The 16,655-nt window shown below is 56.6% G+C and carries 13 protein-coding genes; 7 read left to right on the forward strand and 6 right to left on the reverse strand.

Going from position 1 to position 16,655, the window contains the following annotated elements:
* Nucleotides 1–159: 159 nt before the first annotated feature.
* The gene (locus tag ACI5FR_RS29400; protein WP_405461137.1) at nt 160–726 is read right to left on the reverse strand and encodes a helix-turn-helix domain-containing protein; all 567 of its coding nucleotides are present in this window, start codon (nt 724–726) and stop codon (nt 160–162) included.
* Between the two features lie 216 nt (nt 727–942).
* Between ACI5FR_RS29400 and tdh the strand changes: the two genes are divergently transcribed.
* The 3 genes from tdh (at nt 943) to ACI5FR_RS29415 (ending at nt 4,779) form a co-directional block, all read left to right on the forward strand.
* Nucleotides 943–2,043: an L-threonine 3-dehydrogenase gene (tdh, locus tag ACI5FR_RS29405; protein WP_405461139.1), complete on the forward strand. Its 1,101-nt coding sequence runs from the start codon at nt 943–945 to the stop codon at nt 2,041–2,043.
* Nucleotides 2,021–3,193, forward strand: coding sequence for a glycine C-acetyltransferase (locus ACI5FR_RS29410; protein ID WP_405461141.1), 1,173 nt, complete (start codon nt 2,021–2,023; stop codon nt 3,191–3,193). The genes tdh and ACI5FR_RS29410 overlap by 23 nt, the downstream gene beginning before the upstream one ends.
* Nucleotides 3,194–3,774: 581 nt before the next feature.
* On the forward strand, nt 3,775–4,779 hold the full coding sequence (locus ACI5FR_RS29415) for a ketoacyl-ACP synthase III (protein WP_405461143.1): 1,005 nt from the start codon (nt 3,775–3,777) through the stop codon (nt 4,777–4,779).
* Between the two features lie 158 nt (nt 4,780–4,937).
* Here ACI5FR_RS29415 and ACI5FR_RS29420 read toward each other — a convergent pair whose 3' ends face one another.
* A complete protein-coding gene (locus ACI5FR_RS29420; RefSeq protein ID WP_405461145.1) occupies nt 4,938–5,540 on the reverse strand; it encodes a thymidine kinase in 603 nt (200 codons plus the stop codon).
* A gap of 108 nt (nt 5,541–5,648) precedes the next feature.
* Nucleotides 5,649–6,395 (reverse strand): EcsC family protein, encoded by a 747-nt coding sequence (locus tag ACI5FR_RS29425; RefSeq protein ID WP_405461147.1) that lies wholly within the window; start codon nt 6,393–6,395, stop codon nt 5,649–5,651.
* Nucleotides 6,396–6,463: 68 nt separating this feature from the next.
* On the opposite strand from ACI5FR_RS29425, the gene ACI5FR_RS29430 reads away from it, so the two are divergent.
* Together ACI5FR_RS29430 and ACI5FR_RS29435 are read left to right on the forward strand one after the other, a co-directional pair.
* On the forward strand, nt 6,464–6,826 hold the full coding sequence (locus ACI5FR_RS29430; protein ID WP_405461149.1) for a hypothetical protein: 363 nt from the start codon (nt 6,464–6,466) through the stop codon (nt 6,824–6,826).
* A gap of 546 nt (nt 6,827–7,372) precedes the next feature.
* Nucleotides 7,373–12,022 carry a glycoside hydrolase domain-containing protein gene (locus ACI5FR_RS29435; protein WP_405461150.1) on the forward strand — a complete coding sequence of 1,550 codons (4,650 nt, stop codon included), beginning with the start codon at nt 7,373–7,375 and terminating at the stop codon, nt 12,020–12,022.
* Nucleotides 12,023–12,100: 78 nt separating this feature from the next.
* On the opposite strand, the gene ACI5FR_RS29440 is transcribed toward ACI5FR_RS29435, so the two are convergent.
* Genes ACI5FR_RS29440 through ACI5FR_RS29450 form a run of 3 tightly spaced genes read right to left on the reverse strand, consistent with a single transcriptional unit; the run spans nt 12,101 to nt 14,755 of the window.
* Nucleotides 12,101–12,847, reverse strand: coding sequence for an ABC transporter ATP-binding protein (locus tag ACI5FR_RS29440; RefSeq protein WP_405461152.1), 747 nt, complete (start codon nt 12,845–12,847; stop codon nt 12,101–12,103).
* Nucleotides 12,847–13,662, reverse strand: coding sequence for an ABC transporter permease (locus ACI5FR_RS29445; RefSeq protein ID WP_405461153.1), 816 nt, complete (start codon nt 13,660–13,662; stop codon nt 12,847–12,849). Before ACI5FR_RS29445 ends, ACI5FR_RS29440 begins: the two co-directional genes overlap by 1 nt.
* 13 nt (nt 13,663–13,675) lie before the next feature.
* The gene (locus ACI5FR_RS29450) at nt 13,676–14,755 is read right to left on the reverse strand and encodes an ABC transporter substrate-binding protein (protein ID WP_405461155.1); all 1,080 of its coding nucleotides are present in this window, start codon (nt 14,753–14,755) and stop codon (nt 13,676–13,678) included.
* A 200-nt stretch (nt 14,756–14,955) separates the two neighbouring features.
* On the opposite strand from ACI5FR_RS29450, the gene ACI5FR_RS29455 reads away from it, so the two are divergent.
* The gene (locus ACI5FR_RS29455; protein ID WP_405461157.1) at nt 14,956–15,279 is read left to right on the forward strand and encodes a DUF4870 domain-containing protein; all 324 of its coding nucleotides are present in this window, start codon (nt 14,956–14,958) and stop codon (nt 15,277–15,279) included.
* Nucleotides 15,280–15,369: 90 nt separating this feature from the next.
* On the forward strand, nt 15,370–16,590 hold the full coding sequence (locus ACI5FR_RS29460; protein ID WP_405461159.1) for a class I SAM-dependent methyltransferase: 1,221 nt from the start codon (nt 15,370–15,372) through the stop codon (nt 16,588–16,590).
* The last annotated feature ends 65 nt before the right edge of the window (nt 16,591–16,655 follow it).

A 16,655-nucleotide genomic window follows, 5' to 3' on the forward strand; every position in this document is an offset into this window, starting at 1 on the left:
GATCATCAGCCCCCTTCACCAATAGTGTAATTCATTTCACTATGATGACTCCATTCCAATTATGGGGCTTTGAAGAATAGATGCAAATTTTTCTTTTATTGGCTTGGAAAACCGAAGTTTCGGAGAATAACGGCAATTTTTTCACCTATTGGCTCATTATCAAGAAGGATACACGATAATCGTGTGGTACATCGTCTTCTCGTCGGCGGTATTCCTGTACGTGTGCGGCTGGTCGGCCGAAAAATGGATCGCGTCCCCGACGGTGAGCGTGTATGTCTCCTGGTGGAAGGTGACCTCTAGCTCGCCTTTCATCATGAGGATGTATTCCTCCACCCCCTCGTTGTGGGGCTCCGAGGCGTGGGTGATGCCAGGGTCCATCTCGACCGTATAGATCTCGAACTGCTTCTTCTGATCGAACGGGATGAGCGGAAACGCCCGGTACTGCCCGTCTTCTTCCTCGAAAGGCTCTATATCGGCGAAGCGGAAGTGCGTCACCTTCGGAGCATCTTCTTCAATTAACGACGTGAAGGAAATACGAAGACCGTTCACGATCTTCCACAGGATGGAGATCGTCGGGTTGGAGTCGCCCCGCTCGATCTGACCGAGCATCGCCTTGCTGACGCCGGTTAATTCGGCCACTTGGTCTAGGCTGAGCGCTCGCGCCTTGCGGATTGCCTGCAGACTTTTACCGATTTTTCTATGTATTTGCTCGTGCTCTTGCTCCACGCTGTCGTGCCTCCTCATTCAGCCGCTCGATTCACTCCTCATTATAAACCAACCATGTATATTGGCAACCGATTCGCGACAAAGTAAAAAAATGTTAGGCAGCCGCCCTATGTACAAGATAACGCACATGTGTATAATATGGAATATAAGGATATGATAACGCACAAAAAGATGTGATCTTGTACTTATGGTGCGATGAATCAGGAGGCGCTGTGCATGGGAACGATGATGGGGCTGGTTAAGGCCGAGCGGGCACCGGGTGCCGTATTGAAGGAGGTGCCGATCCCGGTATGCGGCCCGGATGAAGTGTTGGTGCGGGTGAAGGCCACTTCAATTTGCGGGACCGATCTGCATATCTACAAATGGGACGCTTGGGCGGAGAGCACGGTCCTAACGCCGAATGTGTTCGGGCATGAGTTCGCGGGTATCGTGGAGGAAGTAGGGCGCGACGTCACCAACGTGAAGCTCGGCGAGCACGTGTCGGCCGAAGGTCACATCGTCTGCGGCGTGTGCAAGGCGTGCCGGACCGGCAATGCCCACGTCTGCCCGAATACGCGCAGCTTCGGCATTACGGCTCCGGGCTGCTTCGCGGAATATGCCGTCGTGAAGGCGACGAACGTCATTCACAACCGGGCCGACATGCCGTTCGAGATCGGCTGTCTGCAGGATCCGCTCGGCAATGCCGTGCAGACCGTCCTCTCCGGCGACATCGTCGGCAAGTCGGTCGCGGTCATCGGCGTCGGGCCGATCGGCTTGATGGCCGTCGCCGTGGCGAAGGCGAGCGGCGCGGGTCAAGTGATCGCAGCCGACGTGAACCCGTATCGGCTGCAGCTGGCCGAGCGGATGGGGGCGGACCGCACGGTCAACAGCGCTTCGCAGCCGCTCTCGGCCGCGCTCATGGAGGCGACCGGCGGGGAGGGAGTCGAGGTCGTGCTGGAGATGTCCGGGCACCCGGACGCAATTCGGGGCGGCTTCGAGGCGGCCGCTCCGGCAGGTCGCGTATCGCTGCTCGGCATTCCGACTCGTGAGGTCTCGCTCGACCTGTCGCGCCATATTATTTTCAAAGGGCTGCATATCGAGGGGATTACCGGCCGGCGCATGTACCAGACCTGGTACCAGTTGAAGGGACTGCTCGACCAGAAGCGGATCGATCTGCGCCCGCTGATCACGCATACGTTTACGCTGGACCGGTATGAAGAGGCGTTCGCGCTGATGGCCTCGGGGCAATGCGGCAAAGTGATTTTCATCCATGATCCCGTACCGGGAACAGGACTCAAAGAGGAGGCCATCGACTATGGGCAGCTGGAGCTCGCTTGAGCGGGAATTGGAGCAGTTGAAGCAAGAGGGGCGGTACCGTCCGATCTCCGTATGGGAGAGCGGTTCGGACACGTGGATGACGATCGGAGGCCGCCGCGTCCTGCAGATGTCCTCGAACAACTACCTCGGGCTGACGAATCACCCGGACATGAAGGCGGCGGCGATCGCGGCGATTGAGCAATACGGGGTCGGCAGCGGCTCGGTGCGGACGATTACCGGGACGCTCTCCATTCATGATCAGCTCGAGCGGGAGCTCGCGGCGTTCAAGGGGACGGAAGCGGCACTCGTGTTCCAATCCGGCTTCACCACGAACCAAGGGGTGATGACGATCCTCGGTCCGGACGACGTCGTCATCAGCGACGAGCTGAACCATGCGAGTATCATCGACGGCATCCGGCTCACGAAGGCGCAGCGGCGCATCTACGCGCACAAGGACATGGATCAGCTCGAAGCCGTGCTGCGCGAGTGCGGCGGGTTCGCGAAGCGCCTCGTCGTGACCGACGGCGTGTTCAGCATGGACGGCGACATCGCGCCGCTCCCGGCTATTGTAGAGCTGGCGGAGAAGTACGACGCCATCGTCTATGTCGACGATGCCCACGCCAGCGGCGTGCTCGGCCGCAACGGCAAGGGGTCGACCGACCACTTTGGCTTGACCGGCCGCGTCCATATCCAAGTGGGGACGCTGTCCAAAGCCGTCGGTGCGGTCGGCGGCTACGTGGCGGGCGACCAGGTGCTGAAGGATTTCCTGATCCAGAAGGCGCGCCCGTTCCTATTCAGCACCTCGCAGCCTCCGTCGGTCGCGGCGTCATGCCTGGCGGCGATCCGCGTGCTGAAGCAGAGCGGGGAGCTGATGGAGCAGCTGTGGGCGAACGCGGGGTACTTCCGCACGAAGGTGCAGGAGCTCGGCTTCGACACCGGGGCGAGCGAGACGCCGATCGTGCCGGTCATCGTCGGCGAGCCGGCGCGCGCGATGCGCTTCTCGGACCTGCTGCTGCAGGAGGGCGTGTTCGCCCAAGGCATCGTGTACCCGACTGTGGCGATGGACAAAGGCCGCGTGCGGTTCATCGTCACCGCGAAGCATACGCGGGACGATCTCGATCACGCGCTGGGCGCGCTCGAGCACGCGGGGCGGCAGCTGGGGCTGCTGTAGGTTTAGTTGGAGCAGGCTGCAAGTTCGACCGGAGTCGGAGGAACGGGGTTCCCACGGCTCTCAAGGATCGGGCATGCAGCCTTTTTTGGTTTGCGCCTGCGTCCGTCATGTTGGTCGCTCAAAAGTAACTTTTCTACTTTGCAGCCCGCCGACCGCCCGATCCCGCGCTCGAAAGAAACTTTTCTACTCTACTGCCCCGCTATCGGCCCAATCCCACGCTCGAAAGTAACTTTTCTACCTTGCAGCCCCGCTATCCGCCCAATTCCACGCTCGAAAGTAACTTTTCTATTTTGCAGCCCCGCCAACCACCCAATCTCACGCTCGAAAGTAACTTTTCTACTCTACAGCCCCGTCATCGGCCCAATCTCACGCTCGAAAGTAACTTTTCTACTTTGCAGCCCGCCATCGGCCCAATCCCAACGTTCGAAAGTAACTTTTCAACTCTACAGCCCCGCCAACCCCCTGATGCGCCACCCCATAAATCGCCAAACCGCCCAGATTGACGGACAAGCGCCACCTGCGTTACAATATTAGTACCAGATACTAATACCTAGTCCTACAAATAAATGGAGGTGGTCCCAATGTCAAACCCCGCAAGAGCCCGCATCACCGCAATCGGAACGTACGTGCCCGAGAAGGTGCTGACAAACGCGGATTTGGAGCAAATGGTAGACACGAACGACGAGTGGATCGTCACGCGCACGGGGATCCGCGAACGCCGGATCAGCGCGCCGGACGAGTACACGAGCGACTTGTGTGTCGCCGCTGCGCGCAACCTCATGCAGAGATACGACAAATCGCTGGACGATGTCGACATGATCCTCGTGGCTACAACGACGCCGGACTTCTCGTTCCCGAGCACGGCAGCGCTAGTGCAGCATCGGTTGAACATCCCCACGACGGCAGGAGCGATGGACTTGAGCGCGGCGTGCGCCGGGTTCGTGTACGCCCTGCACATGGCGCACAGCTTCATTCTCTCCGGGCTGCACCGCAAAATCCTCGTCTTCGGCGCGGAGACGCTGACGAAGATCACGGACTACACGGACCGCTCTACCTGTGTGCTGTTTGGAGACGGGGCGGGGGCCGTCCTCGTCGAGGCGGACGAGGAACGAGACCGCTTCCTAGCCTACCGGCTTATGAGCGACGGAGGCAAGGGCCAGCATATTTACCTCAACGCCACGCCTGACCGCCGCATCAACGAGCTGACGCTTACCGACACGGGGTATATCGTCCAGAATGGACGGGAGGTGTTCAAGTGGGCGGTCCGCACGCTCCCCGAAGAGATCCGCCAACTTCTGAACGACGACAGCGAAGGATTGACGGAGTCCAAAGTCGACTGGTTCATCCCGCACAGCGCCAACTTACGGATGATCGAGCCGGTCTGCGAGAAGCTCGGATTCCCGCTGGACCGAACGCTGTACAGCCTAGTACAGAATGGCAACACGTCCGCCGCCTCGATCCCGCTTGCGCTCGACCGGGGCGTCCGCGATGGCCGAGTGAAGAGCGGCGATCGTCTGCTGCTGTACGGCTTCGGGGCCGGGCTCGTCCAGGCGGGACAGCTGTTGGAATGGACGCTCGAGAAATAAAATAAGCTCCTATCGATGCAGTTCGAGGAAGCGGGTTCATCCTTAGCGGTAGCTTATTATGCCGATTCACGAAGTGTTAGCTCCGATGTTAGTTCCACGCCTTTATGCGGTGAAGCACTTAAACATTCTGAATCGGTAAAAAAAAACACCACTCCGCACTAAACGTGCTTGGAGTGGTGTTCTCTTGTGACCAGCTGTCCTTTGCGGGCCTTCCCATAGCACTTACGGCACACCGGCAAGTAGCTCTCGTTGCCGCCGAGCATGATCTGGGCGCCTTCGAACACCGGGACGCCGTCGTGCAGCCGCATGTTCATCGTCGCCTTGCGCTGGCAATGCCAGCAGACGGTCTTGACTTCCTCGATTTTATCCGCCAGCGCGAGCATATGGTAGCTGCCCTCGAACAGCTGTCCCCGGAAATCCGCCCGCAGCCCGTACGCGATGACGGGAATGTTCAATTCATCTACGATCTCGCACAAAGCCAGCACTTGCTCCCGCTTCAGGAACTGCGCCTCGTCCACGAGGATGCAGTCCGGCCGGCCTTCCTTGGCCAGGGCTAACAAGTCGGTCTGCTCCGATAAGATATATGCCGATTTCTGCAGGCCGATCCGCGACGTGATCAGACCTTCTCCGAACCGTTTATCGAGGGAGGGCGTGAACAGCATGACGCGCTTGCCCTGCTCCTCGTAATTGTGAGCCGTCCGCAGCACCTCGATCGACTTCCCGCTGTTCATGGCGCCGTAACGATAATATAATTTTGCCAAGTTGCCCGCATTCCTCTCTGTCCCTGAATTCTCTATCCTAGCATACCGGAAAATGTACGAGCCGCAAAGAGGCAAGTGTACAGGCTTGGCTAGAATTGGCCAGGAAGATCATTCCAATGTGAGCCAACGAAGCCGATAGCTGTTCATCGCAACCTCGCCGAGCTCTTCGAGCAGGCTGTAGTTCACCCATGCTCCGACCGCCGCGCCTACGCCCGGGATCAGCTGGAGCGTTTTGCGAAAATCGATCGTGTCCCGGTATTCGGTCTGGAACTTCTCCCAATCGAACGTGCGGAGCGACATCGCGTTCACCGAGCCATCGCCCGGCGGCAGCAGCGACACGTGATTCCAGTCCCGCACTTTCCGGTACGTCTCAGCCCGTACATCCCCGCCGGAGAAGGCGAGCTGAAAAATATGCAAAATAAACACCCGCTCGCTCTCCTCCTTGGTCGAGAACCCGTACACGTGCGCCAGCTCAAACAGAAACTTCAGCTTGATCGCGATCAGCGCAGGAAAATCCACTAGGCTGAGCACGAAGCCGCCCGCCCCGGTGCCGGCGCCCTCTGCCGCAGCGAGCTTCTTGTATGTGGACAGGCACTCCGCGGCCCGCTCATCCCGCTCCTGCAGCGAGAGCCCGGTCAAGGGAGGGGTGGCGGGTGCATAATCGAGCCCGACTTGAACGGATTGCACGATGCCTTTTACCACGGCCGTTAGCGTCTGGTGCACCTTTGCGGGAAGGACCTGGTTGATCCGGCTCTGGATGCGCTTGGACGTGCGAGCTACGACGCCAGGCGGCTTGAGCAGCGACTGTTCCCATGCGGCGAGCCGTACGCGGCAGCGGGCTTCGTATGTAGACATGTTGCACCTCCTGGAGTAAAATTAGAGGAAGAACCTGGAACATCGGAAAACCGGAAGGAGCGGCGGAAATGTTGTACAAGTCCTTGTTGTCCACGGAAGAATTGAACGAGCTGCTCTCCCCGGAGCAAGTGTCCGAGCTTGCCGCCGCCGATCGACAACCGAGAGAGCTGCACGCCCCTGCATCTGAGGAAGCTCAGAAGCGCATCCGGCAGCTCGAGCTGGACATTCTTAACCTGCTGCAGCGAGTGGAACTGCTGGAATACCGGCTATCCGTCTTGGCTGGCCAGACGGAGGCAGAACCGGCTGCGCTCCAAGAGACGGCAGCGTCGGGGGAGCCGGTGCAAGCCGCTTCAGAACCGGCGACTCCCCTTATTTTATCACGCGTGGAGAAATACAAGCAGCAGAAGCCGAAGAAATCGTTCTTCCGGTAGCTTTCCGGATTTGTATTTTGTCTATAGTAGTACCTACTGAAAGGGCTGCCGTTTGGCAGTCCTTCCGTGTTTCTACTTGAATTTTAATAGCGACCGATTCACATTACCAGCGAACCAGGCATCGGAACTTCCATTGTCTTGCTTATTCCGATCACCGATGAGGAAGAGGGTGCATAATTGTCCGCTAAATAGTTAGAAATCATCCGAAAATCCGGACGGGTGATTGGAAACCTCGGTCAATCTTGGTCCAAATCATGGATAATCCTGACCGCTAGAAGGCGTATTCGTGCTCTATGATAATATAGGCTCTCGAAATCGATCCGATGCTATTGAGTCCTAGGAGGGTGTCCATTGCTTAGAAAAAAGAAAGCGGTATCAGTACACATGGCTTTTGTGTTGTTATCGAGTATTGTGGCAACGGGTTGTTCCAGTAAGAGCGAGCCGCCAGCGTCTTCAGCAAATCAGACTCCCGCGAAAGCGGACGAAAAACGGTAGGGCAGTGAAAGGTTGAGAGTTCATCCTATATGATGAGTGAGGTGGATTTAGATGTTCAACAAGTTGAAACGGCGACAAGGGGTATCCATGCTTTTGTTTGTTTGCCTGCTAGTCAATTCCTTGTCATGGCCAGGCTCCTTCTCTGTTGCCGGCGCGGCAGATGCCGACAATTTGCTGCTCAACGGAGACTTCGAACAACAAGGTGCCAACGGGAAGCCCCTCAATTGGTCAGCGTTCCAACCGGCAAGTGTATTCGAGTCCGTGAGCAGTCCGGTACATGGCGGCAACCTAAGCGTAAAGCTTACGAGCAAAGGCGCGAATGGAGTACGAAGCGCCAAGATTCCCGTCACAGCAGGCAACATTTACACGGCGACCCTTCACTCCTTTAATGAAAGCGGAGCATCTTCGCTATATTTGGAGTTTTGGAATAGCAGCAATGTGAGGATTGCCGTCAAAACACAGGATAATCTTGAGCGAGGGACATGGATACAGCAGAAGCTGATGATGCAGGCGCCAGCCGGTGCCGTGACGGCTACGGTCCTGCAGTATCAGGGGGCTGCGAATACAGGCGTCACTTATATTGACGATGCGGCCTTCGTGATGTCCAAACCGGTCAGCACCCCTTTTGCCGCTTTGAAGTTGTCTAGTCTTTCGCCTGGGGTAACAGAAAGCACTTACGGCGAGGCAAGGATCATCGAGACCACGGGTCCGGACCAATTCGCCGTATTCGAGCTTCCCGTAGAGCTGGCCGGGCAATATGAGGTGAGAATCGAGGGAGGAACGGATGCGGCCGGAGGGATAGCGGACGTATCCGTGGACGACAACTCCATAGGAACGATGAATTTCTACGGGAGCAGCGGAGGAGATACGCTGCCGATCGCCAAGACGGTGCATCTATCCTCCGGAATTCGTGAACTGAAGCTGGTATCGAAGGTAAAACAAGCGGAGTCTGAAGGTTATCGTCTTTGGCCCAAGAGGATTATACTCACGCTTAAGCAATATGATAATGCATTAGAAAGCATTTCACTCCGATTAGCATCCGGAAAATCAAAGCTTGCCGTAGGGGATACGGATTCCATTACGGTGAGCGGGAAGATGACCGATGGTGGGCTAGGGGATTTGGCCACAGCACAAATTGTATACGAATCCGGCAATACCAATCTTGTCACGGTCGACGGAGCGGGCAAGCTGACGGCCGTCGGCGCGGGCAGTACGAACATTAAGGTCACGGTGACGAAGGATGGAGTTACTCGCAACGCATCCCTTCCGGTTAGAATGATAAGCGCGGCGGGTAAAGCGGACAATATTCTTTTTAACGGAGGTTTGGAGAAAGCGACTAACGGCAAGCCGGATGGTTGGGTCAGCTATAACAATGATTCCGTATTCGCGACGGTTAACAACCCGGTTCATTCTGGGAGCTCTAGTGTCAAACTGACCAGCAACGGAGCCAACGGCCTTAGGAGCGCACCTATAAAAGTAGTGCCGGGAGTTACGTATAAAGCTTCCAGCTATTCGTACAACCAAAGCGGTGTCTCTAGCCTGTATCTGGAATTCTGGAATGCGAACAATCAACGAATTGGGGTTAAAACAGCAAATAACAATGAAATCGGCAAATGGGTTTATACGGAAAATATTATGTCGGCACCGGTAGGCACCGTTACCGCTACGGTCTTGCTTTACCAAACTACCGGGAATAAAGGGATCACCTATTATGACGACGTCGAGCTTACGGTCATCCCTAGTTATTATGTATTCGAGGAAATGAAACAATCGGACCGATCTCCGGGGCTCATCATGGGTTCGGTGGGAGAATCGCTACGGATCGAAAGCACCGCTGTGGGGCAATATGCTGAATTTGAGCTTCCTGTAGTCGTCTCAGGGCGATACAAGATCCGCTTAACCGGAGCAACCTCCCCTCATGGGGGTGTGGCTGACATACAAATCGACGGTCAAACGATGGGAACGCTCGACTTCTATGGGTCTGGGGAAGTCGGGGAAGGGGAAAGCGTGTTGGACGTTTCCGCTGCTCTAGATCCTGGCCTTCATCGATTGAAGCTACAGGTATCCGGAAAGAACGGGCAGTCAGGCGGTTATCATATGCTGCCTATTCAAGTCTCTCTTGTGTTAGACGTGCTGGATGAATACAAAAATAAACTGAATGGGAAGATCGCAGAGGTACGCAGCGAACTTGACCACGTGAAAGCGAACCTATTACCTGGCAGCGCTTCCGAGGATGTGTCTCTTGCGACGCAGGCGGCCCAACTGGATCAGAGGCTGATAACGCTAGTGCAACAGTCAGGTCAACCGGACATCAGCATGGATATCCTTTTTGATCTCATTGATGATGCAGACGATATGATATGGGAGGTCAAGCGTCTCGCCAATTTCGTTGAAGCCCGGAAAGCGCGCCCGACTGCACCGTTTGGGCTTGCCGCTTCAGACTCCATGACGATCGTATATCCGAATGACCTTCCTTGCCTATGTTCGACGATGCCGAACCGACTTTCGTTGGCCGGAGGCGAATACGAGAATATCCAAGCCGCTGTCCTGGCATACGATAAGACCCTCCATAATGTGAAATCGGCTGTACAATCCATTACAGGCCCGGATGGAGCAGCAGTTGCCTCGTCCATGCTGGAAGCAACGGTGGCCCCGCTTGGTTCGGTCATGATAAGGCCGGCAGGGTATACGTTGCCGAAGCTAGCCAATAGTCCCGGCAATTACCACAGCTGGACACCGGATCCGATCCGTTCGGATTTAGCTTCCGTGGACATTCCCGCCGGTACAATACAGCCATACTGGGTTGAGATCCATGCCGCGAGTCATGCCCAACCGGGTAATTACCGCGTGACTGTGACGTTCGAAGCGGATGGTATTCCCGTCCAAACGTTAGATATTGATGTAACCGTATGGCCGTTTTCGATTCAGGAGAGACCTATATTGCCGACATCCATGTCTTCGAATCCCGTAAATATTTATAGTACTTACGGCCTTACCGACCCGGACGAGAAAAAACAAATGTGGAACAAATATGTCGATTTCCTTGAAACCTATAAGATCGAGCCGGATTTAATTTATCGCGGTACCCCTCCAACCGTTGAGGAATTGCAGAGAATCGACGATAAATGGGGATTGAAGCAATTTAATATTCTCTATATCGACCCCCGCGTCGGTTTCGATCTGAGCAAGCCGGAAACATGGCAAGCACGGATTGATATGTTCCTGACCAAGATCGGCACGGCTTTGGCGGAATATGAGCAAGCCGGGTTTGCCGACAGGGCTTATGTATATGGCTTTGATGAGGCTACAGGGCAGTACGCCACCTTGGCGAAGACCATTTTACAGCAGCTCAATGACAGATTTCCGAATCTTCCTGTCATGACGACCTATTGGGGAGATCGAACGTATGGCGAAGCAAGCGGCTTGAGCGGGCTATTCGATATTTGGGTTCCATTGGTGGATGATATCGATCATAATGCAAAGGTAAGGGCTCAGCAGCGTGGGGATAAAGTATATTGGTATATCGCAGTAGGAGTGCGGGATCCGTTCCCGAACTGGTTCAACGGATACCAGCCGAGTGATACAAGGGTCTTAATGGGGCCGTTATCGTATAAGAGAGATGTCGATGGTTTCCTTTATTATAATATTTCACGGTGGAACAATTATCTGCCTATGTCCGACGGCATTCTAAGCAATTGGAACCCGAGAACCTTCCCGGGAGCCGACGGGGACGGATCGTTGTTTTATCCCGGACCGGAGGGCCCGTTAGCCTCGCAGAGGCTGAATAACTTCCGTGACGGCATGGAGGATTATAATCTGCTCTCTGAGTTGGAAATTCGGCTTAACCAGACTGCAGGCGTACCCGATCCAGTAATTGCACAGGCAAGGGATCTGCTCCATACCGGCGCAGTAGCAGCCGACGAAACCCACTACACGAAGGATCCTGTAGTGTATCGTCAATGGCGGGAATTGGTTGCGAACATGATCATCGGCCTGGAACCATACAAGGAGAACGCGTCAGTCACTTATGCGGGTGACCGTGTTGCCGACGAATCGAATGATCTGCAGCTGGCTGCGCAAGTGCAGCGGGGACAGAACGGGACCCCCGGGAATCTGGAAGGACTGCCGATCCGCTTCACGATTCAATCGATCGGCACAGATGGTTCGCGAACGCCGGTTTCTGTGCCGGACTTGAAGAAGGTGTACACAACGGACAGTCAGGGCAAGGTAACTACAACCATTAGGCTGCCCGCCGGCTTGTATGACGTTCAAGTGGATTTGTTGGATAACAGATTCTATAAAACGGCAACTTCTGCTGCAGACTTGGCAGTAAGAAGCACAATGGATGAAGAAGTAAAATTGAATGGGTTTATTCGATTGCCTGCTGATAGTTTGTTCGGGGGAATCGGGGAGAAGATGCACTTTAACGTAGAACTGGGTACTGCGAATGATGAGCAATGGCGTATGCATGTGGAGCCGCAGGGCGTAGACTTGAACATTTCTTCGGTGGATTGGGTAATCGTTACAGGTAATAACGAATATTTGCAAGGCAAGATGCAAGTAGGTGGTATCGAGTATACAGTGCGAGTGAGTGTCAGCCACTCGACCAGACCCCAAAAAGACGTCGTTTCCATCCAGGTGTGGAGCGGAAACGATTCAGCCGGAACGCCTCTGGTGAACTTAATCGCGGATTTCAACTAGCCCCTGATAGGATACAGTTTCTAACGCAATCAACCCGATCCAATAAGATCGGGTTGATTGCGTTACTTTTACAACTGTTCAAATCGTATACGTGCCGATGTCGAGGCTGTCCATCACTTGCTCGCGGAGCTTGACGAACTCGGCGCTGTTGCGGTTGCGGGGCCGCTCCATGTCGGCCTTCACGGTCCGCACGATGCGGCCGGGCCGCGGGCTCATCACGTAGATCGTATCGGCCAGATAGACGGCCTCGTCGATGTCGTGGGTGATGAGCAGCACCGTCTTGCCGGAGCCGCGCCATAGCTTGATCAGCTCGTTCTGCATCGTGAGCCGGGTGATGGCGTCGAGCGCCCCGTACGGCTCGTCGAGCAGCAGCACCTCCGGGTTCATCACCAGCGCGCGGGCGATCGAGGCGCGCTGCTTCATCCCGCCGGACAGCTGGTGCGGGTAATACTTCTGGAAGCCGCTCAGGCCGACCTTCTCCAGCATGGCGTCGACGCGCTGCTTGCGCTCGGCCGGAGCGACCTTCGCCAGCTCCAGGCCGAAGCCGACGTTGTCCTCGACTGTCCGCCAAGGGTACAGGGCGTGCTCCTGAAAAATCAGTACGCGCTGAGGGTCGGGCTCGCGGATGACTTGACCGTTCGCCAGCACTTGGCCGGTCGACGGGTGCTCGAGGCCGGCGATCATGCGCAGCACGGTGCTCTTGCCGCAGCCGGACGGGCCGACGATGGCGGCGAACTCGCCCTTCTCGATCGTCAGATTGAGGTTCGAGAGCACCTCGAGCGGGCCGAATTGCTTCGTGATGTTGTCGATCTGGATCGTCTGCATTATTCATTCCCTCCCTGCACATAGCGCCAGTGCAGCAGCTTGCGCTTCAGCCGCTCGAGCACCAGATGGTCGAGGATGGCGGCGATCGCGCCGATGCACATGATGCTCAGCAGCACGCCTTCCATATCGGCGATCTCGCCCCGCCAGCTGGAGTAATAGCCGAGGCCGGACGTCGCGCCGCCGACCATCTCGGCCGCGATGAGCGAGCGCCACGCGTTGCCGAACGCCACTTGGGCGCCGGTCATGAACGCCGGCAGCGACTCGGGGGCGAACACCTTGGTCACTTGCTGGGACTTGGACGCCCCGAGCACGCGGGCGAGCTCGAGATGCGTCCGGTTCACGCCCTCGGTGGCGTTCAGCACGGAGAGCGCCATCGGGAAGAAACTCGCGATTGTGATGACGGTGATGATCGTGGCGTTCCCGAAGCCGAGCAGAATGACGAAGAACGGCACCCATGTGATCGGCGGAATGGACTGCAGGATGGAGATGAGGCTGCGCAGGTACAGCGCGAACGCCTTCGAAGCGCCGCCCAGGAGGCCGAGCACGGCCCCGAACAGGCAAGCGACCGGATAACCGACCGCGAGACGCAGAAGACTGCTCTTGATCCCGTTCATGAAATCGGGATTCGTGAAGCTGCGGAAGAGCCGCTTGAATACGAACGGCACGTCCGGCAGCAGGTACACCGGCAAGAAGAACGCTACGATCTGCCATATAGCAAGAAGGCTGCCGATCGCAGCGACGAACGGCAGCACCTTGCGTATGGAGGAGCCGGCTTTGGAAGTCTTGTTCTTGGTAGCGGGTGTAGATGAGTTCACCGACTAAATCTCCTTACGATTTTTTTTGCTGATTTTGCCAGGTCAGATCCAGAATGTCTTCCACCTTAACCGGCTTATCCAGCGCTTTTTGCTCTAACAAGAGATCGGAAATTTCCTGCATGCGTTTGATATGATCGGCATTGATCTCCCAGTTGAACTGCTGAGATTCGATCGATTCCTTGATGACGGAGGTTGCTTTCACTTCGCCTTTATCCGTCTTCAACGTATCGCCTTCGATGAAGCGCTTCGTGATGAGATCGGCCGCCTTCTGCGGATCCTTCTGCAGCAGCTCGATCGCTTCCTTCTGGGAATCGAGCATCCGGTTCACGCCTTCGCGGTTTTTCTTCAGCGCTTCGTCCGTCGTGATGACGACCATGCACGGGAACGGCCACACTTTGCCGACCTCGTATATTTGCTTCACCGGCATCGTCTTCGTGGCGATCTTATCGTAGGGCTCGAACACGAACGCCGCATCGATCGCGCCCCCGGCGAGGGATTGGATCGCTTGGGCCGGCTCGACGTACACCATTTGCAGGTCGTTCTTGGTCAGCTTGGCATTCTTAAGCGTCACGCCGGTCAACACGGTATCGGCGGTGCTGCCGGCCTTTTGGGAACCGAGGCGCTTGCCCTTCAGGTCTTCGACCTTGTTGATGCCGCTGTCGTTCCGAACCAGAATGCTATGGAAGCCCATCTGCGCTCCGCCTACAACCTTCAGCCCGGCGCCCTTGGAAGCCCACGCGACCGCATTCGTGAAGCCGAGCACGCCGGCGTCCACATCTCCGCCCACCATCGCTTTGATGAGGTCCGTGCCGCTCTCGAACGCCTGCATCTTCACATTCAGCCCGTTCTTCTCGTACAGCTTCGCATCGAAGGCCACCATCGCTTGGGCATCGTCCATCACGTTCAGGTAACCGATCTTGAGATCCTTCACTTCTTTCTTGGCGCTAGCTGCCGGCGTAGCCGCTCCGCCTTGAGTCTTCGTATCGGATGCTTTCTCCCCGCAGGCGCTGACGGCCAGCATGGACGCCGCTAATGTTAAGCCCAGCAGCAGCTTGGGTAATTTGCCTCTGGTCCGGGCATTGCGAATCGACATTTCTATAAGTCCCCCTATCCATATTAAAACCATAATTCCTACTGTTTTAATAGGATTATAAAAGTCCAGTCGCGAACCGTCAAGACATTTCCAGACTTTTTTCCAGCGAAGGCTGCTGCATTCGAATAACGCCGGTGTGCCGCGAATAGGATGGGAGGAGGCCTCGAGGGGCTGGTTGATTTCTAGGATGGAGGTGCGGGATGGTAACCCAGGACGAGAAAAATATGGCCTTGCTCGCGCATTTGCTGACGTTCGTGACTGCCTTTTTAGCCCCGTTAATCATTTGGCTCATGAAAAAGGACCAGTCCGGCTACATCGATCATCATGCGAAGGAAGCTTTGAATTTCCAAATTTCCTTGTACATCTACGGCATCGTCTCAAGCATTCTTGTGGTGATTCTCATCGGCATTGTGCTTTTGTTCGCGCTCGGGGTGTTCGCCTTCATCGTCATCCTTATCGCTACGATTAAAGCCGCACAAGGCGAGTACTATCGGTATCCGCTCTGCATCCGGTTTTTGAAGTAGGTGAAGTGATAACCGGCCGGGTTTGGGGTATAATGGGAGCCATGGCCGCTAGTCGGCGCTCATATTGCAGGAACGGGGTCGGGCTTCACGATGGATACGTTAACACCTTTATTGAATGAGCTGATTGGGCAACATAAACTAGTACAGGCGGTTATTTCCGGACCGCGGCGCAAGACGGCGGACGGGTACGCCAAGGTGAAGGTGAAGCCGGTTCAGCTGAAATCGGGTACACACATACAGTTCGAATATCACTACGCGCAAAAAGTGACGCATGCGAACATGCTGCCGGAACAGGCCGTCGCGGCAATGGCGCAGCTGCTGCTGCAGGACGGATTTAAGCAGGGGCTCGTGCAGGCGACCGATGCGGACTATCATATTCTGATGAACAAAAGGGGCGAAGCCTCGATTCTCCGGAAGCCCCCGACGCGGGCCGGGCAAGCCGAAATGACGCACAACCGCAAAAAACAGTACCTGCTCGAGGAGGGGACGCCGGTCGCCTTCCTCGTGGAGCTAGGCGTGATGAACGCGCAAGGCAAGGTGCTGGCGGCGAAGTACGACAAGTTCCGGCAGATCAACCGGTACTTGGAGATGGTCGACGATGTGGTGGCGTCGCTGCCGACCGGGCGGACACTGCACATCGTCGACTTCGGCTGCGGCAAGTCGTACTTGACGTTCGCGCTGTACCATTACCTGAAGGAGCTGCGCGGCCTCGACATCCGGGTCGTTGGGCTGGACCTGAAGGCCGACGTCATCGCGCATTGCCAGGCGCTGGCGGACAAGCTCGGGCTGGGCGGCCTGCAGTTCCTCGTGGGCGACATCGCCCAGTATGAAGGGCTTGACCGCGTGGATATGGTCGTGACACTGCACGCCTGCGACACCGCGACGGACGCGGCGCTGGAGAAAGCCGTCCGCTGGGGGGCGGACGTCATCTTGTCCGTGCCGTGCTGCCAGCACGAGCTGTTCCGGCAGCTGGACAACGCGACGCTCGCCCCGATGCTCGGGCATGGCATCATTCGCGAGCGGTTCGCGGCGCTCGCGACGGACTCGATCCGGGCCTCGCTGCTCGAGCTGCTCGGCTACAAGACGCAGATTCTCGAGTTCATCGATCTCGAGCATACGCCGAAGAACCTGCTCATCCGCGCGGTGAAGCCTGCGGGGGGTGGCCGGGGCGCGCCGGGCGCAGCGCTGGACGCGAAGGCGGCGGCGTACCGCCGCTTCGTGTCGGAGCTGGGCGCCGACCCGTATCTGGAGCGCGCGCTGCGGGACGAGCTGGCGCCGGTCTTCGCCGCCGCTGGAGCCGGGCGAACGTAGGCATGGCATAGACGGATAACGCTACGCGCTAATCAATCCCTATAATCGCAATGCCAAAAGCGGAC

Origin of the sequence: Paenibacillus sp. HJGM_3 (assembly GCF_045062745.1) — a bacterium.
Taxonomy (GTDB): Bacteria; Bacillota; Bacilli; order Paenibacillales; family NBRC-103111; genus Paenibacillus_AA.